Origin of the sequence: Cupriavidus alkaliphilus (genome assembly GCF_900094595.1) — a bacterium.
Taxonomy (GTDB): Bacteria; Pseudomonadota; Gammaproteobacteria; order Burkholderiales; family Burkholderiaceae; genus Cupriavidus; species Cupriavidus alkaliphilus.
In genome coordinates this window covers 87,440-112,538 of the sequence record NZ_FMAD01000013.1, presented here as the reverse complement: position 1 = coordinate 112,538, position 25,099 = coordinate 87,440, and the positions used below count along the sequence as shown (strand labels likewise).

Annotated in this window: 21 protein-coding genes; 9 read left to right on the top strand and 12 right to left on the bottom strand. The window is 67.0% G+C overall.

Annotation, left to right across the window (positions count from 1 at the left end):
• Window positions 1–68: 68 nt before the first annotated feature.
• The 5 genes from GA0116996_RS23675 to GA0116996_RS23655 all read right to left on the bottom strand — a co-directional run bounded on the left by GA0116996_RS23675 (window position 69) and on the right by GA0116996_RS23655 (window position 3,813).
• Window positions 69–1,442, bottom strand: a complete 1,374-nt coding sequence (locus GA0116996_RS23675; protein ID WP_092316469.1) for an amidase — start codon at window positions 1,440–1,442, stop codon at window positions 69–71.
• 180 nt (window positions 1,443–1,622) lie between these two features.
• Complete coding sequence (locus tag GA0116996_RS23670) at window positions 1,623–2,738, bottom strand: sensor histidine kinase (RefSeq protein ID WP_092316467.1); 1,116 nt, start codon at window positions 2,736–2,738, stop codon at window positions 1,623–1,625.
• A 115-nt stretch (window positions 2,739–2,853) separates the two neighbouring features.
• Window positions 2,854–3,072, bottom strand: a complete 219-nt coding sequence (locus GA0116996_RS23665) for a DUF2188 domain-containing protein (protein WP_092316465.1) — start codon at window positions 3,070–3,072, stop codon at window positions 2,854–2,856.
• Window positions 3,073–3,280: 208 nt separating this feature from the next.
• Window positions 3,281–3,562 (bottom strand): hypothetical protein, encoded by a 282-nt coding sequence (locus GA0116996_RS23660; protein WP_092316463.1) that lies wholly within the window; start codon window positions 3,560–3,562, stop codon window positions 3,281–3,283.
• Between the two features lie 2 nt (window positions 3,563–3,564).
• On the bottom strand, window positions 3,565–3,813 hold the full coding sequence (locus tag GA0116996_RS23655; protein ID WP_092316461.1) for a hypothetical protein: 249 nt from the start codon (window positions 3,811–3,813) through the stop codon (window positions 3,565–3,567).
• Between the two features lie 247 nt (window positions 3,814–4,060).
• On the opposite strand from GA0116996_RS23655, the gene GA0116996_RS23650 reads away from it, so the two are divergent.
• Both GA0116996_RS23650 and purL read left to right on the top strand, forming a co-directional pair.
• Complete coding sequence (locus GA0116996_RS23650) at window positions 4,061–4,660, top strand: winged helix DNA-binding protein (RefSeq protein WP_092316459.1); 600 nt, start codon at window positions 4,061–4,063, stop codon at window positions 4,658–4,660.
• Window positions 4,661–4,872: 212 nt separating this feature from the next.
• Window positions 4,873–8,919 (top strand): phosphoribosylformylglycinamidine synthase, encoded by a 4,047-nt coding sequence (gene purL, locus GA0116996_RS23645; protein ID WP_092316457.1) that lies wholly within the window; start codon window positions 4,873–4,875, stop codon window positions 8,917–8,919.
• A 229-nt stretch (window positions 8,920–9,148) separates the two neighbouring features.
• Here purL and GA0116996_RS23640 read toward each other — a convergent pair whose 3' ends face one another.
• From GA0116996_RS23640 to GA0116996_RS23615, 6 genes are all read right to left on the bottom strand, one after another.
• Window positions 9,149–9,448 (bottom strand): hypothetical protein, encoded by a 300-nt coding sequence (locus GA0116996_RS23640; protein ID WP_092316455.1) that lies wholly within the window; start codon window positions 9,446–9,448, stop codon window positions 9,149–9,151.
• 41 nt (window positions 9,449–9,489) lie between these two features.
• Entirely contained in the window at window positions 9,490–10,284 is a 795-nt protein-coding gene (locus GA0116996_RS23635) for a peptidylprolyl isomerase (protein WP_092316453.1), read from the bottom strand.
• A 4-nt stretch (window positions 10,285–10,288) separates the two neighbouring features.
• Complete coding sequence (locus GA0116996_RS23630) at window positions 10,289–10,615, bottom strand: BolA family protein (protein ID WP_092316451.1); 327 nt, start codon at window positions 10,613–10,615, stop codon at window positions 10,289–10,291.
• A 44-nt stretch (window positions 10,616–10,659) separates the two neighbouring features.
• Window positions 10,660–11,199, bottom strand: a complete 540-nt coding sequence (locus GA0116996_RS23625; protein ID WP_092316449.1) for a septation protein A — start codon at window positions 11,197–11,199, stop codon at window positions 10,660–10,662.
• 45 nt (window positions 11,200–11,244) lie between these two features.
• A complete protein-coding gene (msrB, locus tag GA0116996_RS23620; RefSeq protein WP_092316447.1) occupies window positions 11,245–11,700 on the bottom strand; it encodes a peptide-methionine (R)-S-oxide reductase MsrB in 456 nt (151 codons plus the stop codon).
• A gap of 130 nt (window positions 11,701–11,830) precedes the next feature.
• Window positions 11,831–13,408, bottom strand: a complete 1,578-nt coding sequence (locus GA0116996_RS23615; protein ID WP_092316445.1) for a protein adenylyltransferase SelO — start codon at window positions 13,406–13,408, stop codon at window positions 11,831–11,833.
• Between the two features lie 441 nt (window positions 13,409–13,849).
• Here GA0116996_RS23615 and GA0116996_RS23610 point away from each other — a divergent pair, with 441 nt between their 5' ends.
• From GA0116996_RS23610 to GA0116996_RS23585, 6 genes are all read left to right on the top strand, one after another.
• Entirely contained in the window at window positions 13,850–15,475 is a 1,626-nt protein-coding gene (locus GA0116996_RS23610; RefSeq protein ID WP_092316443.1) for a 3-(methylthio)propionyl-CoA ligase, read from the top strand.
• Window positions 15,476–15,623: 148 nt separating this feature from the next.
• Complete coding sequence (locus GA0116996_RS23605; RefSeq protein WP_092316441.1) at window positions 15,624–16,874, top strand: branched-chain amino acid ABC transporter substrate-binding protein; 1,251 nt, start codon at window positions 15,624–15,626, stop codon at window positions 16,872–16,874.
• 210 nt (window positions 16,875–17,084) lie between these two features.
• On the top strand, window positions 17,085–18,032 hold the full coding sequence (locus tag GA0116996_RS23600) for a branched-chain amino acid ABC transporter permease (protein ID WP_062799143.1): 948 nt from the start codon (window positions 17,085–17,087) through the stop codon (window positions 18,030–18,032).
• Window positions 18,033–18,036: 4 nt separating this feature from the next.
• Window positions 18,037–19,350 carry a branched-chain amino acid ABC transporter permease gene (locus tag GA0116996_RS23595; protein WP_092316439.1) on the top strand — a complete coding sequence of 438 codons (1,314 nt, stop codon included), beginning with the start codon at window positions 18,037–18,039 and terminating at the stop codon, window positions 19,348–19,350.
• Complete coding sequence (locus GA0116996_RS23590) at window positions 19,347–20,123, top strand: ABC transporter ATP-binding protein (RefSeq protein WP_092316437.1); 777 nt, start codon at window positions 19,347–19,349, stop codon at window positions 20,121–20,123. Before GA0116996_RS23595 ends, GA0116996_RS23590 begins: the two co-directional genes overlap by 4 nt.
• Complete coding sequence (locus tag GA0116996_RS23585; RefSeq protein ID WP_092316436.1) at window positions 20,123–20,836, top strand: ABC transporter ATP-binding protein; 714 nt, start codon at window positions 20,123–20,125, stop codon at window positions 20,834–20,836. Before GA0116996_RS23590 ends, GA0116996_RS23585 begins: the two co-directional genes overlap by 1 nt.
• Window positions 20,837–20,955: 119 nt before the next feature.
• On the opposite strand, the gene GA0116996_RS23580 is transcribed toward GA0116996_RS23585, so the two are convergent.
• The gene (locus GA0116996_RS23580; RefSeq protein ID WP_092316434.1) at window positions 20,956–22,497 is read right to left on the bottom strand and encodes an amino acid permease; all 1,542 of its coding nucleotides are present in this window, start codon (window positions 22,495–22,497) and stop codon (window positions 20,956–20,958) included.
• A gap of 493 nt (window positions 22,498–22,990) precedes the next feature.
• On the opposite strand from GA0116996_RS23580, the gene GA0116996_RS23575 reads away from it, so the two are divergent.
• Complete coding sequence (locus GA0116996_RS23575; protein WP_092316432.1) at window positions 22,991–25,072, top strand: 3-hydroxyacyl-CoA dehydrogenase NAD-binding domain-containing protein; 2,082 nt, start codon at window positions 22,991–22,993, stop codon at window positions 25,070–25,072.
• Window positions 25,073–25,099: the final 27 nt, after the last annotated feature.

Genomic DNA, 25,099 nt, shown 5'->3' with positions numbered 1-25,099 from the left:
CTGGTGCCACGCGCAGGCCTGGCTCCGGACCGGGCGCGTGGCGCAAGATCAACGGCGCGGCGGCGGGCTCAGTCGTCGCGCGCTGATGGCTGCACGACGGGCTGCACGATGCGTTCCAATGCAAGCGCCGTGCCGAGCAGCGCGGCGTCGCGCATCGGCCCGTGCGACAGCATCAGCCCGACCGGCAGTTCGTCCGGCGCGTGGCAGGGCATGGACAGCGAGCAGCCGTCGAAGAAATTGAAGGCGGAGGTATTGCGCAACAGCAGGGCATTGACGCGGAAGAAGTGCGCGTCATCGGTGCGCAGCGGCCCGATCTCGGGCGCCACCATCGGCACGGTGGGGCAGACCACCGCGTCGAACCCGGCCAGCCGGGCTTCCATGCGGGCGATCCAGTCCAGCCGGGCGCGGCCCAGGTCGATATAGTCGGCGGCGCTCACGCCGGCGCCGCGGTCGATGCGCGACGCCACGCGCGCATCGTAGCGGTCGCGGCGGGCCGCCAGCAGGTGGCGGTGGATGGCATAGGCCTCGGCCGCGCTGAAGCCGCCATGAGCGTTCAGCGCGGCCAGTTCGCCGAGTTCGGGCAGGTCGACATGCTCCAGCCGCACGCCGGCGGCCGACAGCCGGCCCAGCGCGCGGTCGAAGGCGCGCGCCACCACCGGATCGAGATCGTCCAGCAGCAGCTGGCGCGGGATCGCCAGCCGCGTGGCGGCGGGATCGGTCACGCGCGGCAGCACCGCGCTGTCGGCGATCACGCTGTCCACCGCTATGCAGTCGCCGACCGTGCGCGCCATGGCGCAGGCGGTGTCGAGCGTGTACGACAGCGGGAACGCCCCCGCCAGCGGCACGCGCCGCGCGGTGGGCTTGAAGCCGGTGATGCCGCACAGCGCCGCCGGGATGCGGATCGAGCCGCCGGTGTCGCTGCCCAGCGCGGCCACCGCCAGCCCCAGCGCCACCGATACCGCGGCGCCCGACGACGACCCGCCCGGGATGCGCGCGGGGCCGCCGCCGGCCGGATTGGCGGGCGTGCCGTAATGGGGATTGATGCCCACGCCCGAGAACGCGAACTCGGTCATGTTGGTGCGCCCGACCAGCGCCGCGCCGGCCGCGCGCAGCCGCGCCACCACCGGGGCGTCGGCGGCGGCCGGCGCGGCGTCGGCGCGCACCAGCGAGGCGGCACGGGTGACCTCGCCGGCCACGTCATACAGGTCCTTGACCGAGACCGGCAGGCCCGCCAGCGGATGCAGCGCCTTGCCGGCCCGGCTGGCGGCGTCGGCGGCGCGCGCCACCTGGGCGGCGGCCTCGAAGGTGCGGTGCAGGAACACGGCCTCGGCCGCCGGCGTGGCCGCCCGGGCCGCGGCCTGCTCGACGATCTGCGCGCGGCTGGTGGCGCCGTCGCGCAGGCGGGCGTTGAGGGTATCGAGGTCGGGAAGCATCAATGGCATGGGTCTGCAAATTGGGGGCGGATACGCACGCGGCGCGCGGGGGGCGGGGCGGGCCCCGCCGCGGAACCGTCCCGCGCAGTCGCCGGGGCGCAGCGTGGGAACCTCAAGGGTAGCAAGAAGCCCTGCAGGGCGACAGATAGGGATGGCCTCTATGTGATGGTGCCGGGGCAGCGCCGTCGGCTAGGCATGCCGCGGCAGGCAGAGCTCGAACACGGTTCCGGCCGCATCCGAGCGGGCTTCGATCGACCCGTGGTGGGCCTTGGCGATTTCGCTGGCGATATACAGCCCGAGCCCCAGCCCGGGAGCGTTCTTGTCGTGCGGATCCTCGCCTCGCCTGAGCGGGTCGAAGATCTGGCTCAAGGCCTGCGGATCGATCGGCGGCCCGCTGTTCCAGACCGCGACACGGACCTCCGCATCATCGCCGGTCGCGACCACGCGGACCGGCGCGTCCGCTGCGCCGTACGTGACCGCATTGTTGACCAGGTTGGAAAGCAGCTGCTGCAGCCGCAGGCCGTCCCAGACGCCCTGCACGTTGCCATGGACGGCGAATTCGATGCGGTGGTCCGGGTGGGCGGCGCGCAGCTGGTCCACGGCATCGCCAAACACCTGCGCCAGGTCGATGCCGGCCGGCGCGATATTGATGCCCAGGCCAAGCTTGGTCCGGTTGAAATCGCACAGGTCGTCCAGCAGCGCGTTCATGCGGGCGCCGCTGCGGATAAGCCGGGCCGCGGCTTCCGAGACCTTCTCCCCGGCATTCAGCGCCGCCAGGAAGTGCGCGGTGGACTGGATGGTCTGCAACGGGCTGCGCATGTCGTGTCCCAGCATGCCGAGCAGCAGGTTGCGCGCCTGCTCGACCTGCGCATCGAAATAGCCCACCGATTCCGCGACGGCCTGGTCGATGGCCTCGTTGAAACGGATCATGTCATCGAGATCCGGCGCGTCCGGCAGGCAGGCATCGATCCACAGGCTCAGCACGCTGGCACGCAGGGCCCGGTACTCGGCCACCATCTGGTTGATGTTGAAGCCGTGCCGCGCCCGCAGCAGCGCGTGGGTCTGGGCCGCGGTTTCCGGTGCATCGGCCAGGCGCGGAGCCCGCCCCATCGACTTCTCACGCTGGGCGTGGCGGGTTTGCGGGGTCGACAGGTCCTTGGCTACGGCCTGCAGGATATATACCGCGTGATTGCGCAGCGCGAGTGAATCCATGTGTCCGGCGGCCGGCAGCTGGGTGGCGGCAAACGCCTCCCATTCCGTCAGGATGCGGCTCATGTCGCGCAAGATGAAGTCAGCAAGTCGCATGTCTGCTCCGGCAGGATTGGGCGAACCCGTCTATATACCTGGGTGGGAGCCATCTTACGCTGATTGTCGGCGCGGCCGATGACCGCAGGGCCATGGGCCGGCGAGATCCCCGATATCAGCCCTGTGATTCCCCGGTGCTGCCAGCGGCCACGCGCAGGCGCAGGCCACCGTCGTGGCGATGGATATGCAGTTCGCCGTTTTGCTGCCTGGCCTGCGCCCATCCCGCCGAGATCGCGTCCTCGAGCGTCCGGAACCGTTGCGGCTGGGGAAAGCTGTCGGAGTCCAGCGTCCAGCCAGAGTCGACCGGTGTAACGCGAATGATTCGCGCTTGCATATTGCCTCCCGGGTCAGGGCCAGAAAAAAAGCGCCCGCTACGTGTAGCGGGCGGTCGAAGCCGAATGGGTGAACGCATTCGGCAGTTCGATATTGCCGCGACATGGTCGCCATAGCATAGCCCTACTCAAGAGGTAGCGTGGCAGAAATGCATCACGTCTTGATGCTTCGGGGTCGTGCGGAACACCAGGCGGCACGCCGGCCCGGCGTCAGGCCGGCTCCGCGCGATAGGCCGACCAGTAATAGTGGCTGTGCCGGTTATGGCGCGCGAGCTTCTTCACGATAAAGAGCCTGACCGTGCCGAGATGGCCGGCCTCGACCAGCACCTCATGGTGATTGGGCGCGTCCGCCGTCGCGCGCGGCAGGGTCTGCAGCGCGGCGGCGACATGGTGTCCCTGCACCTGCGCCAGTATGCCGTTCGCCCCCGGCACCGGATACTCGGGCGTTGCCGCCGGCAAGTGGCAGCTTGCCGCCCGTTTGCTGTTGCCCATGCCTAGCTCCGCCCGGGCACGATGCGCACGCCGTCCCGGCAGACCTCGATCTGGGGCTGGTGGCCATAGGCGCGCAGCAGCCGGACATCGCTCCTGGCGGAAGCCGGAATGTCCTGGCGGCAGGCCAGGGCGCTGCGGCTGATGTGATACGCGCCGCAGCCGGGACACAGGTAGAGATAGCCGCGGGGCGCGGCGCGCGTGCGCTCGGCAGCAGCGCCGCAAAGGGGGCAGTTTGCAGGTTCGGGCGACATGGGGGGCTCGGATTGATACTGTATGAATATACAGTATAGCGTCTCCGGCTGGTCTGGGAAGAGTCCGAAACGCGGTGACGCCTGTTTGGCTTCCCCGGCGGGCGGCGCCGCCCGAAATGTCGTTTTATTCGTGGTAATTCACCGATAAACTATCAGGCCAAAGGCGGCGTCCGGCGGCTCGATCCCGCGAAATCTGGTACCCCGAACCGCCGTCAACGCCGCCCTCCATCGAAAGGAATCGTCCCCCATGTCACGCAAGCCAGCCGAAAGCGCGCCCGCCACCGCAGCCGCCGCGGTCGCCGATACCCCTGCCGGCAGGCCAGCCACCGCACTGTCGCGCGCCGCCGGCGCGAATATCGTGTCGTCGTCGCACCTGGTGTCGGTGCGCAGTCCCGAGCTGTCGGAATTCGAGTTCGGCCTGAACACCGCCTACAACGCCTACAGCCGCTGGGTGGTGCGCTGCATGGGCGCGGCCGGCGTGCGCGACCTGACCTTCCTCGACGTGCTGGTGCTGCACCACGTCAACCACCGCGGCCGGCCCAAGCGGCTGGCCGATATCTGCTTCGTGCTCAACGTGGAAGACACCCACCTGGTCACCTATGCGCTGAAGAAGCTGCAGGGGCTCGGGCTGGTGAGCGGGGAGCGGGTGGGCAAGGAGGCCACGTACTCGACCACCGATGCGGGCGCCGAGGCGTGTTCGCGCTACCGCGAGATCCGCGAGCAATGCCTGACCAGCAATTTCACCGCCGGCAGCGAAGAGAATGCCGAGATCGGCGAACTGGCCCGGCTAATGCGGGTGTTGACCGGCCTGTACGAACAGGCGGCGCGGTCGGCAACGTCACTCTGAGCCGTTTCCTGCCATAAAGTGACGCATAAGCATTATCACGCCGGAACGTGACACGGCGCCGTGCTGATGTCGCAGTGCAAAAAGCGGGTGCCGGCAAGGTACAATACCGGTTTCCCGCCAGCCGGCGCCCCATGCAGCGGTGCCGAGCAAGCAGCAGCCCCCTACCAGGCCCGTACCAGGCTTTACCTCCACGCCTCCCGACCGCTACGATCATGGCGCATTTCTCGTGCTTCCCCGGCGCTTTGGCGCTTTCCGCCTTCCGTCAGCAACGCCTGCTCACCGCTCTCCGGCAAATCGACGCCGATATCGAGTCGGTGCACGGCCAGTTCCTGCATTTCGTCGACGCGCAAACGCCGCTGTCGGCCGACGACCAGTCGCGCGTGGCGGCGCTGCTGACCTATGGCGCACCATTCGCCGAGCAGCCCGAGGGCGACCGCTTCGTGGTGATCCCGCGCTTCGGCACGATCTCGCCGTGGGCCAGCAAGGCCACCGACATCGCCCACAACTGCGGCCTGACCCATATCCACCGCATCGAGCGCGGCATCGAGATCACCGTGATCTGCAAGAAGGGCCTGCTGTGCGGGCGCAAGTCGCTGGATGCGGACACCCGCGCCGCGGTCGCCGCGCACCTGTTCGACCGCATGACCGAGACCGTGGTCGCGTCGCGTGACGATGCCGCCGGCCTGTTCCAGGAACTGCCGGCCAAGCCGCTGCGCTTTATCGACATCTCCGCCGGGCGCAGCGCGCTGGCCGCGGCCAACGTCGAGATGGGCCTGGCGTTGTCCGAGGACGAGATCGACTATCTGGTCGATGCCTACGCGAAGCTGGAGCGCAACCCGACCGACGTCGAGCTGATGATGTTCGCGCAGGCCAACAGCGAACACTGCCGCCACAAGATCTTCAACGCCACCTGGACCATCGACGGCGTGCAGCAGGACAAGTCGCTGTTCGCGATGATCCGCAATACGCACCAGCTCAATCCGCAGGGCTCGATCGTGGCCTATTCGGACAACTCGGCGGTGATGGAAGGCGACGTGGCCGAGCGCTGGTTCCCGCGCGGCGAAGACCACAAGTACGGCCGCCACGAGGCGCTGACCCACACGCTGATGAAGGTGGAGACGCACAACCACCCGACCGCGATCTCGCCGTTCCCGGGCGCCTCCACCGGCGCCGGCGGTGAAATCCGCGACGAGGGCGCGACCGGCCGCGGCGCCAAGCCCAAGGCCGGCCTGACCGGCTTCACGGTGTCCAACCTGATGCTGCCCGATGCCGTCGAATCCTGGGAAAACGACCGCGACGCGGCCCAGCCGGTGGCGCATCGCAACCCCGACGACAAGGCCGGCGTAACCGGCAAGCCCGACCGCATCGCCTCGCCGCTGCAGATCATGATCGACGGCCCGCTCGGCGGCGCCGCGTTCAACAACGAATTCGGCCGCGCCAACCTGGGCGGCTACTTCCGCGTCTACGAGCAGAACGTCGGCGGCACCGTGCGCGGCTACCACAAGCCGATCATGATTGCCGGCGGCATCGGCAATATCGACGCCTCGCACACGCACAAGAACCCGCTGCCGGCCGGCACGCTGCTGATCCAGCTGGGCGGCCCGGGCATGCGCATCGGCATGGGCGGCGGCGCCGCCAGCTCGATGGCGACCGGCACCAACACCGCCGACCTGGACTTCGACTCGGTCCAGCGCGGCAACCCGGAAATGGAGCGCCGCGCGCAGGAAGTGATCAACGCCTGCTGGCAGCTTGGCGACGCCAACCCGATCCTGTCGATCCACGACGTCGGCGCGGGCGGCATCTCCAACGCCTTCCCGGAACTGGTGGACGGCGCCGACCGCGGCGCGCGCTTCGACCTGCGCCAGGTGCACCTGGAAGAGTCCGGCCTGTCGCCGGCGGAAATCTGGTGCAACGAGTCGCAGGAGCGCTATGTGCTGGCGATCGCGCCGGACAGCTTCCCGCAGTTCCAGGCCATGTGCGAGCGCGAGCGTTCGCCGTTCGCCGTGGTCGGTATTGCCACTGAAGAGAAGCAGCTGCAGCTGGTCGACGCCAGCGTCGACGCCGCGCTCAAGGAACACTACGCCGTCAACATGCCGATGGACGTGCTGCTGGGCAAGCCGCCGCGCATGCATCGCGACGTCAAGCGCGTCGAGCAGCCGCTGCCGGCCGTGGACGTGACCGGCATCAGCCTGGAGCAGGCCGTGCGCGACGTGCTGCGCCACCCGACCGTGGCCAGCAAGTCGTTCCTGATCAGCATCGGCGACCGCACCGTGGGCGGCATGAACGCGCGCGACCAGATGGTCGGTCCGTGGCAGGTGCCGGTGGCCGACGTGGCCGTGACCACGCTGGACTACAAGGGCAACGCCGGCGAGGCGATGACCATGGGCGAGCGCACCCCGCTGGCGGTGATCGACGCGCCGGCGTCGGGCCGCATGGCGATCGGCGAGGCGCTGACCAACCTGGCCGCGGCACCGGTCAAGGACCTGGGCAAGGTCAAGCTCTCGGCCAACTGGATGGCCGCCTGCGGCGTCGAGGGCGAGGACGCGAAGCTGTACGACACCGTGCACGCCGTGGGCATGGAACTGTGCCCGGCGCTGGGCATCAGCATCCCGGTCGGCAAGGATTCGCTGTCGATGCGCACCAAGTGGCAGGACCAGGGCGTCGACAAGGAAGTGGTCGCGCCGGTATCGCTGATCATCTCTGCCTTTGCCGCGGTGGACGACGTCAACCGCACGCTGACGCCGCAGCTGCGCACCGACGCCGGCGACAGCGTGCTGATCGCCATCGACCTGGGCCGAGGCAAGAACCGCATGGCCGGCAGCATCCTGGCGCAGGTGACGCAGCAGGTGGGCGATAGCGCCCCCGACGTCGACAATGCCGAGGACCTGAAGAACTTCTTCAACGTGATCCAGCGCCTGAACCGCGACGGCAAGCTGCTGGCCTACCACGACCGCTCCGACGGCGGCTTCATGGCGGCGCTGGCGGAAATGGCCTTTGCCGGCCATTGCGGCATCTCGCTCAACGTCGACATGCTGGCGCTCGATCCGCAGCAGGAGCAGGACTACGGCGACGCCAAGAACTGGGCCCAGCAGGTCGCCGAGCGCCGCAACGACCAGACCCTGCGCGCGCTGTTCTCCGAAGAACTGGGCGCGGTGGTGCAGGTGCGCATGGAAGACCGCGACGCCGTGTTCGCGGTGCTGCGCGAGGCCGGCCTGTCGGCATGCAGCCACGTGGTCGGCAAGCCCAACACCACCGACCAGGTCGAGATCTACCGTGACGCGAAGAAGGTGTTCGGCGCCTCGCGCACCGACCTGCAGCGCAACTGGAGCGAGGTCAGCTGGCGCATCGCGCGCCTGCGCGACAACCCGGCCTGCGCCGACAGCGAATACGACCGCCTGCTCGACGCCGCCGACCCCGGCATCAGCCCGGTGCTGACGTTCGATCCGGCCGAAGACGTGGCCGCGCCGTTCGTTGCCACCGGCGCCCGTCCGCGCGTGGCGATCCTGCGCGAGCAGGGCGTCAACTCGCAGATCGAGATGGCGTACAGCATGGACCGCGCCGGCTTCGACACGCACGACGTGCACATGAGCGACCTGATCGCCGGCCGTGCCAACCTGGCGGACTTCCAGGGCTTCGTTGCCTGCGGCGGCTTCAGCTACGGCGACGTGCTGGGCGCGGGCGAGGGCTGGGCCAAGACCATCCTGTTCAACGCGCAGATGGCCGAGCAGTTCGCGGCCTTCTTCAACCGCCAGGACACCTTCGCGCTGGGCGTTTGCAACGGCTGCCAGATGATGAGCAACCTGGCCCCGATCATCCCGGGCGCCGGCGCCTGGCCCAAGTTCACGCGCAACCAGTCCGAGCAGTACGAGGCGCGCTATGTCACGGTCGAGGTGCAGTCGTCGCCGTCGATCTTCTTCGCCGGCATGGAAGGCAGCCGCATCCCGATCGTGGTCGCGCACGGCGAAGGGTTTGCCGACTTCTCGCAGCAAGGCAATATCGACCAGGCCCATGTGGCGCTGCGCTTTGTCGACAACTACGGCGTGGTCACGCAGACCTATCCGCTCAACCCGAACGGCTCGCCGGACGGCATCACCTCGGTGACCACCGTCGACGGCCGCTTCACCGTGCTGATGCCGCACCCCGAGCGCGTATTCCGCGCCGCGACCATGAGCTGGGCGCCGGATGCATGGAAGCAGGTCGCCGACGGCGGCAGCCCGTGGATGCGGATGTTCCGCAATGCGAGGAAGTGGGTGGGGTAAGGCGCTGCGCCGAGGCAACCCACTGCTGACGGCTGAACCTCCCCCGTTTGCGGGGAGGAGAGCAGTCGGGGGGGCGGGCACCGGTATCTGGCGGTCATGACTTCGTCGATGCGCCCGCCCTCACCCCAACCCTCTCCCGCAAGCGGGAGAGGGAGTACGCAAGCGGAAATTGCAAAGCCAGAGGAATCTGGCGCAGCCGAGGGATCCACCTGAGCCACAAAGCCAGGCGTCAGGCGACGGCCACACCTCGCGGCCTCGAACTCCACCCCACGCACGCATACGTCAGCATCCGCGCGCCCTCATATCCGCGCGCAGGCACCAGCGCGCCGCTGGCCAGTTGATAGGCCACGACCGCATGCAGCGTCTTTTCCGGGGAATACCTGTCCCGCAGGGGCAGGTGGGGATGGAGCCGGCGCCAGCCGGGGGCGGCGCCGTCCAGTGTGGTCCAGGCCAGTGCGCAATAGCACAGGCCCCGGGACGAGAGATGCCAGAGCTGCCAGTAGCGGCCGGTCGTCTGCACGCGCTGCATCCTTGAGGGCTGCAGGGCCGGCGGGGCGACCGGCCCGCGGCTTACTGGATCTTGGCCTTGTCCTTCAGGGCCTTCATCATGGACTGGAACTGCTCGCGTTGCCAGTTCTGGTCGCCCATCAGCATCTGCGTCAGCTGCGGCTTCACTTCTTCGAACGACGGGATCTTGGCGTCGCGCACGTCGACCAGCTCGATGATGTGCCAGCCGAACTGGGTCTTGACCGGGGTGTCGGTCATCTGGCCCTTCTTCAGGCCGGTCATCGCCGCCGAGAACTCGGGCACATAGCTGCTGCTGTTGGCCCAGTCCAGGTCGCCGCCGTTGGCGGCCGAGCCCGGGTCCTTCGACGCGGCCTTGGCCTGGTCCTCGAACTTGGCGCCGCCCTTGATCTTGGCGATGATGGCCTTGGCGTCGGCTTCCTTTTCCACCAGGATATGGCGGGCATGGTATTCCTTGCCGTTGCCGAACTGCGACTTGATCTTGTCGTATTGCTTGCGCAGCTCGGCGTCGCTGGCGCCGTGGGTCTTGACGTAGTCTTCGAACACCGCGCCGGCCAGCACGTTCAGGCGGGCCTGTTCCAGTTGCTCCTGCACGTCGTCGCGCTGGGTCAGGCCGCGCTTGTTGGCTTCCTGCACGAGCAGTTCGCGGTCGATCAGCATGTTGCGGGCGCGCGTGCGCAGCTCCGGGCTGTCGGGCTGGCCGGTGCCGGCGATCAACTTGTCCAGCTTTGCCGACGGAATGGCCTTGCCATTCACGACGGCGGCATTCTGGGCGATGGCCGGCAGGCTGCCGGCAGCAAGCACAGCCGCCAGGCTGAACGAGAGGACGGTGGTCTTCATGGAATCAGGTCTGAGAGTTGCTGGAAGAATCGCGTGAGAGTGCGAGGGATTGTGCGCGGGATTGGTACTCTTGGTCGGTGAACGCAGTCACGGCGAGGGCGTGGATCTGCGTGGGGAACAGACCGCGCAGCGCATCATACACCATGCGGTGTCGGGCAACCCGGTTGTGACCCGCAAAGCGCTCGCTGACGATTGTCACATCGTAATGTCCGCCGCCGGACGCGGCGCCGGCGTGTCCGGCGTGCAGCGCGCTGTCGTCGCGCACGGCCAGGTGGCTGGGGGCGAGCGCTGCGCGCAGCATCGCCTCGATCGTGGCGGGATCGGCTGCCATCAGTAGTTTCCTTCGGTTCGTAAGGGTGGGGCGCGGCGGCGCCGTCAGTCCTGGGTGTTTTCGGGCATGTGGCGCGACAGCCAGACGCTTTGCGCGACGATGAAGACCAGCATCAGCCCCATGCTGCCGAACAGCTTGAAGTTGACCCAGGCCTCGGTCGAGAACTGGTAGGCCACGTACAGGTTGAGCACGCCCATGGCGGCGAAGAAACCGGCCCAGGCGACATTCAGTCGCGCCCACACCGGATCGGGCAGGGACACCTGCTTTTCCATCATGGCGCGGATCAGGTTCTTGCGCCACACCAGCACTGAACCCAGCAGCGCGGCCGCGAACAGCCAGTACAGCACGGTCGGCTTCCACTTGATGAAGGTCTCGTTGTGCAGCACCAGCGTGGCGCCGCCGAAGACGGCGATGATCAGCAGGCTGACCCACTGCATCGGCTCGACCTTGCGGTGGCGGAACCAGACCCAGCCGATCTGCACCACCGTGGCGCCGATGGCCACGGCGGTGGCGGTGTAGATGTCGGCCAGCTTGAATGCGGCAAAAAACAGGATGACCGGGAACAGGTCGAACAGGAATTTCATGCGGGTCCAGGTTGTGTCCGGCATCGTGGCCGGACCATTCAGGCATCAGGGCTGGGGGTCGCGTTTGGGCGCTTCGGCAGCGTGGGCATCATCCGCCGCACGCTGTGCCGGGTCGCGATCGTCGAATTTTAGCGCAGCCGAGTTGATGCAATAGCGCAGGCCGGTCGGCGCCGGGCCATCCTCGAACACGTGGCCGAGGTGGCTGCCGCATTCCTTGCAGCGGACTTCGATGCGCGTCATGCCGTGGCTATGGTCGACATGCTCGGCAATGACCTCGCCGTTGATCGGGCGGAAGTAGCTGGGCCAGCCGCAGCCGGCATCGAACTTGGTGGCGGATTCGAACAGCGGCGTGCCGCAGCCCACGCAGTGGTAGATGCCCTGGTCCCAGTGGTCCCAGTAGCGCCCGGTGAACGGGCGCTCGGTGGCGGCCTCGCGGGTCACGCGGTATTCAATGTCGGAGAGTTGTGCACGCCACTCGGCGTCGGTCTTGGTGGTAGTCATGGTTGTCCTCGCGGAGTTGCTTGGAGTCGGTTGCCGGTCAGGCGTTCATCCGCGTTGGTCGCCGGCGCTGCGCGAACCTTACACCGGCGCGCGCCAGCTTGCAGGCGCGCGCCGCGGCCGGCCGCGGCGGTCAAGACGAGCAGCTGACCTCCAGCCCCGCGGCCCAGTCCGGCGGCAGCGCCGCGTAGTGCTCGGCCTCGGGCTGTTCGTCGAACGGGCGCGACAGCACCGCCAGCAGCCGGTCCACCTCGCTGAAGTCCTTGTCCTCGCGCGCGCGGCGGATGGCGGTCTCGGCCAGGTGGTTGCGCAGCACGTACTTGGGGTTGACCGCCAGCATTTCCAGTTCGCGCACGGCATCGTGCGATTGTTCGGCGCGCAGGCGCACGCGGTAGTCGGCCACCCAGGCGTCGAAGGCGGCGCGGTCGAGGAACAGGTCGCGTACCGGCGCGTCGCGCGAGGCATCGGTGGACGAAATGCCGCACAGCTTGCGCCAGAACAGCGTGTAGTCCACGCGCTGGCCGTGCAGCAGCTGGAACAGGCTGGTCAGCAGCGGCTCGTCGGCCTTGTCGTCGCCGCCGGCGGGCGGACGCAGGCCCAGCTTGGCGCGGTAGTGGCGGAAGAACGCCGCGGCGTAGCGCTCGCGGAACGGGTCCAGCGCGGCGCGCGCGGCTTCGACCGCGGCGTCGCGCGCGCCTTCCTGGTCGGTCTGTTCGGGCGGCAGCCACAGCGGCAGCAGCGCCTGCGCCAGGCAGTGCAGGTTCCAGAACGCCACCTGCGGCTGCTGGCTGTAGGCGTAGCGCCCCTGCGTGTCGGAGTGGTTGCAGATATGGTTGGCGTCGAACGCATCGAGGAAGCCGAACGGGCCGTAATCGATGGTCAGGCCCAGGATCGACATGTTGTCGGTGTTCATCACGCCGTGGCAGAAGCCCACCGCCTGCCAGTGCGCGATCAGGTCGGCGGTGCGCAGCGAGACCTCGCGCAGCAGCGCCTGGTACGGCTGGCTGTCGTCGCGGCAGGCGGGCATGAAATTGTCGATGACGAAATCCGCCAGCTTGCGCAGCGCGGCCACGTCGTCGTGCGCGGCGAAATGCTCGAAATGCCCGAAGCGTATGAAGGTGGGCGACAGCCGGGTCACGACCGCGGCGGTCTCGATGGTCTCGCGCCGCACCGGAGCGTCGGATCCCATGATCGACAGCGCGCGCGTGGTCGGTACGCCCAGCGCCGCCATCGCCTCCGAGCACAGGTACTCGCGGATCGACGAGCGCAGCACCGCGCGCCCGTCGGCCATGCGCGAATAAGGGGTCAGGCCCGCGCCCTTGAGCTGGATCTCCCAGGGGCCGGTGTCGGTTTGCGCCTGCGCCAGGCGGATGGCGCGGCCGTCGCCGAGCTGGCCGGCCCAGACGCCGAACTGGTGCCCGGAATAGACCGTCGCCAGCGGATCGGCCCAGTCGGGCACCTGGTTGCCGATAAAGGTGTCGATGAAGTCCGGCTGGCTGCCGACGCTGGCGTCCCAGCCCAGCAGCGCCGCGGCGGCCGGCGCCACGCTCACCAGGTACGGCGATGGCAGCGGCGTGGGATGCAGGCGCGTGAAGAACTGCGGACCCAGCTCGGCAAAGCCGGACGCGGTCGGGAATGGCAGCGGCAGGGTCACTGGCGTGGCGGTATCGGCTGCGGATTGCGGAGCTTGCCGCGGGGGCGTGTCTGGCATCGCGTAGGGGCGCTGGGGCGACGGTTGGCAGTGCGCTTTCGGTGCCCTCGGCGCGGTGCGGCGGCACGCTTCTGAGGCGGTGCGGCGCGGCATGCGGAAGGCACGAAAATGCGATGGTGGCTAGGGAAAACGACATGTTGAGGTGCAACATGTCACGCAGTATTGTACGTCCTCAACGGTACCAGACCGCGGCACCAGAGCGCGCCCGGCCTGGACATGCCGCCATGCACCGCAAGGTTATTTCCCGCCTTCACTTAGCCCATGAATCCGGTGCATGGACCTCCGCAGAATTGCGGGCCCCGACGACAGCAACACGACGCCAGTACGGCAGTGCACGACCGGATCGGCTCCTTGCCGATGCCAAACATGCGAACGACCGTCCAAAAATAGTACGGTTGTTCGTTTTTCGGTGGGACAGACCAGAATTCAGGAGGCAGGTTCATGGCATTGATGGGTCAAATGATGAGCGCACCGCTGCTCATTTCCTCCATCATCAAACACGCCGCGCGTTATTACGGCAGCACCGAGATCGTCTCGCGGCGCACGGAGGGCGACCTGCATCGCTATACGTACCGCGATTGCGAGCTGCGTGCCCGCAAGCTGGCGCAGGCGCTCGGCGCGCTCGGCGTGAAGCAGGGCGAGCGGGTCGGCACGCTGGCCTGGAACGGCTACCGCCACCTGGAGATCTACTACGGCGTGTCCGGCATGGGCGCCGTCTGCCATACCGTCAACCCCCGCCTGTTCCCCGAGCAGATTGCCTATATCGTCAACCACGCGGAAGACGGCTATATCTTCTTCGACCTGACCTTCCTGCCGCTGGTCGAGGGCGTGGCCCCGCATTGCCCCAACGTCAGGGGCTGGGTGGCGATGACCGACCGCGCGCACATGCCCGCCGAAGCCAAGGTGCCGCTGCTGTGCTACGAGGAATTGCTCGACGCCCAGGACGGCGACTACGAATGGCCGCAGTTCGACGAGAACCTCGCGTCGAGCCTGTGCTACACCTCGGGCACCACCGGCAATCCGAAGGGCGCGCTGTATTCGCACCGCTCCACGGTGCTGCACTCCTACGCGTCGGCCATGCCGGATGCGCTGGGCTGCTCGGCCAGCGACGTGATCCTGCCGGTGGTGCCGATGTTCCACGTCAATGCCTGGGGTCTGCCGTATTCGGTGCCGCTGGTCGGCGCCAAGCTGGTGCTGCCGGGACCCAAGCTCGACGGCGCCTCGCTCTATGAGCTGTTCGAGCAGGAAAAGGTGACCTTCTCCGCCGGCGTGCCGACGGTGTGGCTTGGCCTGCTGCAGCACATGCAGGCCAGCCAGCTCAAGTTTTCCACTTTCCGCCGCACCGTGATCGGCGGCTCGGCCGCGCCGCCGGCGATGATCCGCGCGCTCGAGGCGCTGGACGTGGAGGTGATCCACGCCTGGGGCATGACCGAGATGTCGCCGCTGGGCACCGCGAGCAAGCTGCTGGCCAAGCACCATGACCTGCCCGATGCCGAGCGCCACAAGATCCAGGAAAAGCAGGGCCGCGTGATCTACGGCGTCGACATGAAGATCGTCGATGGCGAGGGCAAGGAGCTGCCGTGGGACGGCAAGGCCTTCGGCGACCTGCTGGTGCGCGGGCCGTGGATCATCGAGCGCTATTTCCGCAACGACGCCAGCCCGCTGGTCGACGGCTGGTTCCCGACCGGCGACGTCGCCACCATCGATGCCGACGGCTTCATGCAGATCACCGACCGCAGCAAGGACGTGATCAAGTCCGGCGGCGAATGGATTTCGTCGATCGATATCGAGAACGTCGCCGCCGCGCATCCGGCGGTGCACATGGCGGCCTGCATCTCCGCCTACCATCCCAAGTGGGACGAGCGCCCGCTGCTGGTGGTGGTGAAGAAGCCCGGCGCCGAGGTCAGCCGCGAGCAGCTGCTACAGTTCTTCGAAGGCAAGGTCGCCAAGTGGTGGATTCCGGACGACGTAGCCTTTGTCACCGAGATTCCGCTGACGGCCACCGGCAAGATGCAGAAGCTGCGGCTGCGCGAGCAGTTCAAGGACTACAAGCTGCCGACTGCCTGAGGCCGGCAGGCCAGCATCCGGTGCGCCGGCCCGCTTGCGGCACGGCGCTGCCGGGGCCGGCCGCGCGGCGCGAACAGGAGGGCGCCACGCGGCCGGCCGCATCGACGACATCGAACCACAAGCCACGATAAGAGTGAAGGAGACAGGTATGACCAAAATGCGTCCGCTGGTGGCCGGTGTGGCCATGTTTGCCGCACTGGGTTCCGCGCTGGTTTCGGGGTCCGCACTCGCGGATACGGTGAAGATCGCTTTTATCGATCCGCTCTCGGGGCTGATGGCCCCGGTTGGCCAGAACCAGCTCAAGAGCTGGCAGTACGTGGCCGATGTCGCCAACCAGAAGGGCTGGGCCGGTCCGCACAAGTTCGAGGTGGTGGGCTTCGACAACAAGCTGTCGCCGCAGGAAAGCCTGACCATCCTCAAGCAGGCGATCGACCAGGGCATCCGCTACGTGGTGCAGGGCAACGGCTCGTCGGTCGGCCTGGCGCTGCAGGATGCGGTGGCCAAGCACAACGAGCGCAACCCCGGCAAGGAAATCGTCTACCTGAACTACGCCGCGGTGGATCCGGACATGACCAATGCCAAGTGCAACTACTGGCATTTCCGGCTCGATGCCAACTCGGACATGAAGATGGAGGCGCTGACCACCTTCCTGGCCAAGGACCCCAACGTCAAGAAGGTCTACCTGATCAACCAGAACTATTCGTTCGGGCACCAGGTGGCCAAGGCCGCCAAGGACTACCTGAAGCGCAAGCGCCCCGACGTCCAGATCGTGGGTGAAGACCTGCACCCGCTGGCCCAGGTCAAGGACTTCGCGCCATATGCCGCCAAGATCAAGGCTTCGGGCGCCGATACTGTCATCACGGGCAACTGGGGCAGCGACCTGGCGCTGCTGATCAAGGCGGGCAAGGACGCCGGGCTCACCACCAACTACTACACCTACTACGCCGGCACCACCGGCGTGCCGACGGCGATGGGCGCCGCCGGCGCCGACCGCGTCAAGTACGTGGGCTACTACAACCCCAACAACAAGGGTTTCCGCGGCGCCGACATCATCGAGGGCTACAAGAAGAAGTACAACGACGACTTCTACGTGATGGCCTCGTACACCGGCATCGCCATGCTCAGCAAGGCGATGAAGGACACCAACTCGACCGATCCGGTCAAGGTGGCCAAGGCGCTGGAAGGCATCAAGGTCGACAGCATGAACGGCACGGTCGAGATGCGCAACACCGACCACCAGGCGCAGCAGCCGCTGGTGGTCGCCACCTGGACCAAGGTCGACGGCAAGGAAATCAAGTACGACCAGGAAAACACTGGCTACGGCTGGAAGACCAACGCGCTGATGGATCAGTACGTATCGGCCCAGCCGACCTCCTGCCAGATGAAGCGGCCGGGCTGATCCTGGCGGCGGTGCGCGGCCACGCTGACAAAGTGGCCGCGCGGCCTGCATACTTCCGGTCTTTCCGGCCGACATTCAGGTCTTTGTTTCAGACCACAACGGGGAGTGTCCGGGGGCGATGTCCGCCCCTGGCGGAGGCGCTCACCCTCGATCGACCCGGACGGTTGCCGCCATGCGCGCGCATGACGGCACCAGCTTGAAGGACACGCTGTGGAATTCTTCGTCATCTCATTGCTGAACGGCATCAGCTACGGGCTGCTGCTGTTCATGCTGTCGTCGGGCCTTACGCTGATCTTCAGCATGATGGGCGTGCTCAACTTTGCCCATGCCAGCTTCTACATGCTGGGCGCCTATTTTGCCTACACCATCGCCAGCAAGATCGGCTTCTGGCCGGCGCTGATCTTCGCGCCGCTGCTGGTGGCCGGCGCGGGCGCGCTGGTGGAGCGCTTCGGCCTGCGCACGGTGCACAAGTACGGCCATGTGGCCGAGCTGCTGTTCACCTTCGGCCTGGCCTACCTGATCGAGGAGGGCGTCAAGCTGGTGTGGGGCCTGGCGGCGGTGCCGTACCGGATTCCCGCCGAACTGGACGGGCCGCTGTTCACGGTGTTCACCTCGTCGTTCCCCAAGTACCGCGCCTTCATGATGCTGGTGTCGCTGGGCATGCTGGTGGCGATCTACCTGGTGCTGACGCGCACCCGCATCGGGCTGGTGATCCAGGCCGCGCTGACCCATCCGGAAATGGTCGAGGCGCTGGGCCACAACGTGCCGCGCGTGTTCATGATGGTGTTCGGCGGCGGCGCCGCGCTGGCGGGGCTGGCCGGGGTGATCGGCGGCAACGCCTTCGTCACCGAGCCGTCGATGGCGGCGGCGGTGGGGTCGATCGTGTTCGTGGTGGCGGTGGTGGGCGGCATGGGGTCGCTGGTGGGCGCGTTCATCGCATCGATCCTGATCGGCGTGCTGCAGACCTTCGCGGTGACCATCGACGCCTCGCTGGCGGGCCTGATGACCAGCCTGGGGCTGGCGGTCAGCGAGGCCACGCCGTTCTATTCGCTGTGGAAGCTGACGGTGGCCCAGGTGGCGCCGGTGCTGCCATACCTGCTGCTGGTGGTGATGCTGATCTTCCGCCCGCGTGGACTGATGGGAACCCGGGAGAGCTGAGGCCATGGAGCAAGCGATGCAACAACCCCGCGAGCCGGTGGCAACCGGCCGCACCCTGCGCTACCGCCCGCTGAACCTGGCGCGCTGGATCATCTGGAGCCTGACCGTGCTGGTCATGCTGGTGCTGCCGCTGTTTTTCACCGGAGGCTTCGCCATCACGCTGATGTCGCAGATGGGCATCATGATCATCTTCGCGCTGTCGTACAACATGCTGCTGGGGCAGACCGGCATGCTGTCGTTCGGCCATGCGGTGTATTCGGGGCTGGGCGCCTTTATCGCGGTACATGTGCTGAACATGGTCGGCGCCGGCAAGGTGTGGCTGCCGGTGTCGATGCTGCCGCTGGTGGGCGGCCTGGCCGGCGCGTTCTTCGGCGTCATCTTCGGCTACGTCACCACCAAGAAGGCGGGCACCACCTTCGCCATGATCACCATGGGCATCGGCGAGATGGTCTTTGCCAGCTCGCTGATGTTCCCGGAGTTCTTCGGCGGCGAGGGCGGCATCTCCACCAACCGCGTGGTCGGCGACCCGTTCCTGGGCATCAGCTTCGGGCCCGGGCGCCAGGTCTACTACCTGATCGCGGCGTGGTGCCTGGTGTCGATGGTGGCGATGTACGCCTGGACCCAGACCCCGCTGGGCCGCATCGCCAACGCGGTGCGCGACAACCCCGAGCGGGTCGAGTTCATCGGCTACAACACCCAGCGCGTGCGCTACCTGGTGCTGATCCTTTCGGCGTTCTTCGCCGGCATCTCCGGCGCGCTGGCGGCGATCAACTTCGAGATCGTCTCGGCCGAGAACGTCAGCGCGGTGCGTTCGGGGGGCGTGCTGCTGGCGGTGTTCATCGGCGGCGCCGGGGTGTTCTTCGGGCCGATCATCGGCGCGGTGGTGTTTGTGCTGTTCGCGGTGGCGCTGTCGGACCTGACCAAGGCCTGGCTGCTCTACCTGGGCCTGTTCTTCGTGCTGATGGTGATGTTCGTGCCGGGCGGCCTGGCCAGCCTGCTGCTGATGCAGCTGCCGCTGGCGGCGAAGGGCAAGCTGCGCCGCATGCTGCCGTCCTACGCGAAGGCCGGCGCGGCCGGCGTGGTGCTGCTGGTGGCGATGATTGTGACCGTCGAACTGGTCTACAAGGTGCAGGTCGACAGCGCCAACGGCACCGCCATGAAGCTGTTCGGCATCGGCTTCGATGCCGCGACCTGGATGCCATGGCTGGCGGCGGCGGCGCTGTGGGCGGTGGGGCTGGGCGCGTGGCGGCTGGCGGTGCGCGCGTCGCGCGCGCAATGGGACAAGGTGCAGGCAGAAATCGCAGGAGGCAGGGCATGAGCGCGGCGGCACTGGAACTGACCGATGTACGCAAGAAGTTCGGCCAGACGGAAATCATCCGCGGCGTGAACCTGAGCATCCCCAAGGGCGAGCGCCATGCGCTGATCGGCCCCAACGGGGCGGGCAAGTCGACCACCTTCAACCTGATCTCGGGCCGCTTCGCGCCCAGCAGCGGCACGGTGCGCCTGAACGGCGAAGAGATCGGCGGGCTGCAGCCCTTCGTCATCAACCGCATGGGGCTGTCGCGCAGCTTCCAGATCACCAATATCTTCCACCGGCTGTCGGTGTTCGAGAACCTGCGCTGCGCGGTGCTGTGGTCGCTTGGCTACAAGTATTCGTTCTGGCACCGGCTCACTGGCCTGCGCGACGCGCGCGAGCGCGCCGAGGACGTGCTGGAGCTGATCGGCATGCAGCATCGCCGCGATACCCAGGCGGGCCTGCTGACCTACGCCGAGCAGCGCGCGCTGGAGATCGGCATCACCATCGCCGGCGGCGCCGACGTGATCCTGCTGGACGAACCCACCGCCGGCATGAGCCGCTCGGAATCGGACCACGCGGTCGAGCTGATCCGCAAGGTCACGGTGGGCAAGACGCTGGTGATGGTGGAGCACGACATGAGCGTGGTGTTCGGGCTGGCCGACCGCATCTCGGTGCTGGTCTACGGCGAGGTCATCGCCACCGATACCCCGCAGGCAATCCGCAACAACCGCAAGGTCAAGGAGGCCTACCTGGGCACCACGCTCGACGAGGCCACCACCGAAGGAGTGCACTGATGGGCAAGCGCATGCTGGAAGTCACGGGCCTGCACGCCTACTACGGCAAGAGCCATATCCTGCATGGCGTCGACGCGCATATCGACGAGGGCGAGATCGTGGCGCTGCTGGGGCGCAACGGGGTGGGGCGCTCGACCATGGCCAAGGCCATCCTCGGCATGGTCAAGGCGGAAGGGTCGGTGAAGTTCCGGGGGGAAGATATCCTCGGGCGGCGCACCTTCGAGATTGCGCATCTCGGCATCGGCTACGTGCCGGAGAACCGGGATATTTTCCCTACGCTGACGGTGCGCCAGAATCTGCTGCTTGGTGAAAAGCGCAACCCGCGACAGCCCAGGCCGCGCTGGAGCGTGGAGGATATGTTCAACATGTTCCCGCGCTTGAAGGAGCGGGAGAACACCTCGGCCGGCGTGCTGTCCGGCGGTGAGCAGCAGATGCTGACGCTGTGCCGTACGCTGATGGGGGATCCTGACCTGATCCTGATCGATGAGCCCACCGAAGGCCTGGCGCCGATGATCGTGGCGCTGGTGGGGGACTATCTGAAGACGCTGAAGGAGCGCGGCGTCTCGGTGTTGCTGATCGAGCAGAAGCTGGCGATCGCGTTGGATATCTCGCAGCGCGTCTACGTCATGGGCCACGGGCATATCGTGTTCGAGGGGACGCCGGGCGAACTGAAGGCTAACGGGCAGGTCAGGAAGGAGTGGCTGGAGGTATAGGTGGCCAGTGCTGACCGCTTGTGTGCTCCCCTCTCCCGCTTGCGGGAGCGGGGCGGGGGAGAGGGCCGGCGCATCCACGAAGCGATCCCATCCCCATCATCGCCGACTTCCCTTCCGCCTCAAGCCGCCTCTTTCCCGTTGCTGTCCTTACCGCCCTCCGGAAACTCGAACGGCATATCCTCATACGCAATCAGCCGCGACCCGGTGACCAGCCGGTATCCCACCCACAGCACCAGAAACACCGGCACGCCAATATAGGTGGCGACGATTTCCAGCCACCGGTTCGGGATGTCGGCGAATGCCTGGTAATTCTGGCCACCGATGATCACCAGGCACAGCACCGCCGAGAAGACCGGCCCGAACGGATACAACGGCGACCGGTAGGCGAGCTTGCTGACGTCATGCCCCTGGTGCGCCATCCCGCGACGGAAGCGGTAGTGGCTGACGGCAATGCCGAGCCAGGCGATAAAGCCGGTCATGGCCGAGGTGTTGAGCAGCCACAGGTAGGCGGTCTTGTTGCCGAGCAGCGAGCTGAGAAAGCACAGCGCGCCGATGGCGGTGGTCGCCAGCAGCGCGTAGAACGGCACGCCGTTCTGCGTCAGCCGGGCGAACGCGCGCGGCGCGCGGCGGCTGACGGCCAGGCCGTACAGGATGCGCGTCGACACATACATGCTGGAGGTGCCCGCCGACAGCAGGGCGGTCAGCACCACCGCGTTCATCAGCCCGGCCGCGAAGGCCAGCCCGGCGTGGCGGAACACCAGCGCGAACGGGCTCACGCCCACGTCGGTCACGTCGTTGCGCAGCAGGTTGGGGTCGGTATAGGGAATCAGCACGCCGATCACCAGGATCGCCAGCACGTAGAACAGCAGGATCCGCCAGAAGGTCTGGCGGATTGCGCGCGGAATGGTGATGGCGGGGCGTTCGGCCTCACCGGCGGCGACGCCGACGGTTTCGGTGCCGAGGAAGGAGAAGCCGGCGATCATGGCCACGCCGAACATGGCCGGGATGCCGCCGACAAAGGGCGCGTCGCCGGTGGTGAAGTTGTGCCAGCCGGACTGCGGGCCGCCCTGCATGATGCCGAAGATCATCAGCAGGCCAACGCCCAGGAACACTACCACGGTGATCACCTTGATCAGCGCGAACCAGTATTCGGCCTCGCCGAAGCCGCGCACCGAGAACGCGTTGAGCCCGAACATCAGCAGCAGGAAGCCGGCGCTCCACAGCACCCCGGGCACGCCGGGGAACCAGTACTGCATCACCAGCTGTGCCGCGGTCAGCTCTACGGCAATGGTTACGGCAAGGCTGAACCAGTAGTTCCAGCCCAGCGCGAAGCCGAAGCCTTCGTCGACATAGAGCGCGCTGTAGGTGACAAAGGAGCCGGCCACCGGCATGTGCACCGCCAGCTCGCCCAGGCTGGTCATCAGGCAATAGACCATCAGGCCGAGCAGCATATACATCAGCAGCGCGCCGCCCGGGCCCGCCTGCGCGATCGAGGCACCCGAGGCCACGAACAGGCCGGTGCCGACCGCGCCGCCGACGGCGATCATGGTCAGGTGGCGGGCCTTGAGTTTGCGCTTGAGGTCGTCGTGCTCGACCACCGGGTGCTGGTGCCCGTGCGCCGAGCAAGCGTGCGAGGACGAAGAATGGATTGGGGAAGACATCAGGGTCGCTGGACCTTCCGCCGCCCGGCGTCTCGTGAAGGCCAGGGGGCAAAAAACGAAAAGCCGCGAGTCTACCGCGTCTGCGCCGGCGATTTTCCCGTATCGGTCAAATAAAGTCCGATACTGGTCTGGGGACGGCGCTCGCGCAGGGCAGGCAAGTGCCTTAGCCGGCATCGCGGGCGGCTTGCTCCGGGTCGTTAAGCACCGGCTCCATGCAGCGCGATCAGGGACGGCATTCGCGTTGCGCATGGCGCCGGAAATGTTCCGAAATTAAAATTGAACGACCGTGCTATTTTGTGTATGCTTGTTTCGCCCAAGCGCCGGAGGGCGTTGTGGGGCGCGGGAAAGCGGCGGATCGGGTCAAGGGTTAACCCGCCCGTGAAGGCCGCGACCCGGGGCAGGCGCCGGTACCGGCCGGCACGCCCCGCGCTGCAAAGAACATTCATTCGAGAATTCGAATCCCGAGACAACTTCTGACACCAAAGGAACCAGCATGACAGCGCAGTATCAGGTTCAGGACGGCGTAGCCGTCATCACGCTCGACAATCCCCCTGTCAACGGCCTGGGTCACAGCACCCGGCTTGGCATCGTCGAAGGCATGACCCGTGCGCTGGACGATGCCGCCGTCAAGGCCATCGTCATCACCGGCGCCGGCAAGGCATTCTCGGGCGGCGCCGACATCCGTGAATTCAATACCCCCAAGGCCATGCAGGAGCCGACCCTGCACTCGGTGATCCGCGTGCTGGAAGCGTCGTCCAAGCCGGTGGTTGCCGCCGTGCACTCGGTCGCCATGGGTGGCGGCCTGGAACTGGCGCTGGGCTGCAACTACCGCGTCGCGTCCAAGGGCGCGCAGATCGCGCTGCCGGAAGTGAAGCTGGGCCTGCTGCCCGGCGCCGGCGGCACGCAGCGCCTGCCGCGCGTGATCGGCCTGGAGGCCGCCGCCAACATGATCGTGTCGGGCACCCCGGTGCTGTCCGAGAAGTTCGCCGGCACCAAGCTGTTCGATGAAATCGTCGACGGTGACGTGCTGCCCGCGGCGGTCAAGTTTGCGCAGAACGTCGGCGCCGCCAGCGGCCCGCACCCGAAGGTGCGCGACCTGAAGGTGCGCCACGAAAACGCCGAAGGCTACCTCGGCTTTGCCCGCAACACCGTGGCCGCGATGGCCAAGAATTTCCCGGCGCCGCTGAAGTGCCTGGAAGCCGTGGCGGGCTCGCTCAAGCCGTTCGAGCAGGGCCTGAAGCAGGAGCGCGAGGGCTTCCTGTTCCTGGTGACCACGCCGGAATCGCGCGCGCTGCGCCATGCCTTCTTCGGCGAGCGTGCCGCCAGCAAGATCCCCGACGTGCCCGAAGGCACCCCGGTGCGCAAGATCGAGAAGGTCGCCGTGATCGGCGCCGGCACCATGGGCGGCGGCATCAGCATGAACTTCCTCAACGCGGGCATTCCGGTCACCATCCTGGAAACCAAGCAGGAAGCGCTGGACCGCGGCGTCGGCATCATCCGCAAGAACTACGAGAACAGCGCCAAGAAGGGCAAGCTCACGCAAGAGAAGGTCGAGCAGCGCATGGGCCTGCTGAGCACCACGCTGTCCTATGACGACATCAAGGACGCCGACATGGTCATCGAGGCCGTGTTCGAGGAAATGGGCGTCAAGGAAATCGTGTTCAAGAAGCTGGATGAAGTGATGAAGCAGGGCGCCATCCTGGCTTCGAACACCTCCACGCTGGATGTGAACAAGATCGCTTCGTTCACCAAGCGCCCGCAGGACGTGGTCGGCATGCACTTCTTCAGCCCGGCCAACGTGATGAAGCTGCTGGAAGTGGTGCGCGGCGAGAAGACCGGCAAGGACGTGCTGGCCACGGTCATGCAGATCGGCAAGAAGATCAAGAAGACCGCGGTGGTGTCGGGCGTGTGCGACGGCTTTATCGGCAACCGCATGATCGAGCAGTACAGCCGCCAGGCCGGCTACCTGCTGGACGAAGGCGCGCTGCCGGAGCAGGTCGACAAGGCCATCGAGAAGTTCGGCTTTGCCATGGGCCCGTTCCGCATGGGCGACCTGGCCGGCAACGACATCGGCTGGGCCATCCGCAAGCGCCGCGCCGTCGACAAGCCTGAGATCCAGTACTCGAAGACCGCCGACCTGCTGTGCGAGATGGGCCGCTACGGCCAGAAGACCGGCGCGGGCTGGTACGACTACAAGGCGGGCGACCGCAAGCCGTACCCGAACCAGCAGGTCAACGACATGATCGTGCAGCATTCGAAGGACCTGGGCATCACGCGCCGCAAGATCTCTGACGAAGAGATCGTCGAGCGCCTGGTGTTCGCGCTGGTCAACGAAGGCGCCAAGATCCTGGAAGAGGGCATTGCTTCCAAGGCCTCGGATATCGACATGGTGTACCTGACCGGCTACGGCTTCCCGCTGTTCCGCGGCGGCCCGATGCTGTACGCGGACCAGGTCGGCCTGTACAACGTGGCGCTGGCAATGAAGCGCTACGCCAAGGGCTACCACGGCGAAGCCTGGCAGGTCGCGCCGCTGCTGCAGAAGCTGGCGGACGAAGGCAAGGGCTTCAACGGCTGACACGTCACCACGGTTCTCCCTGGCTCT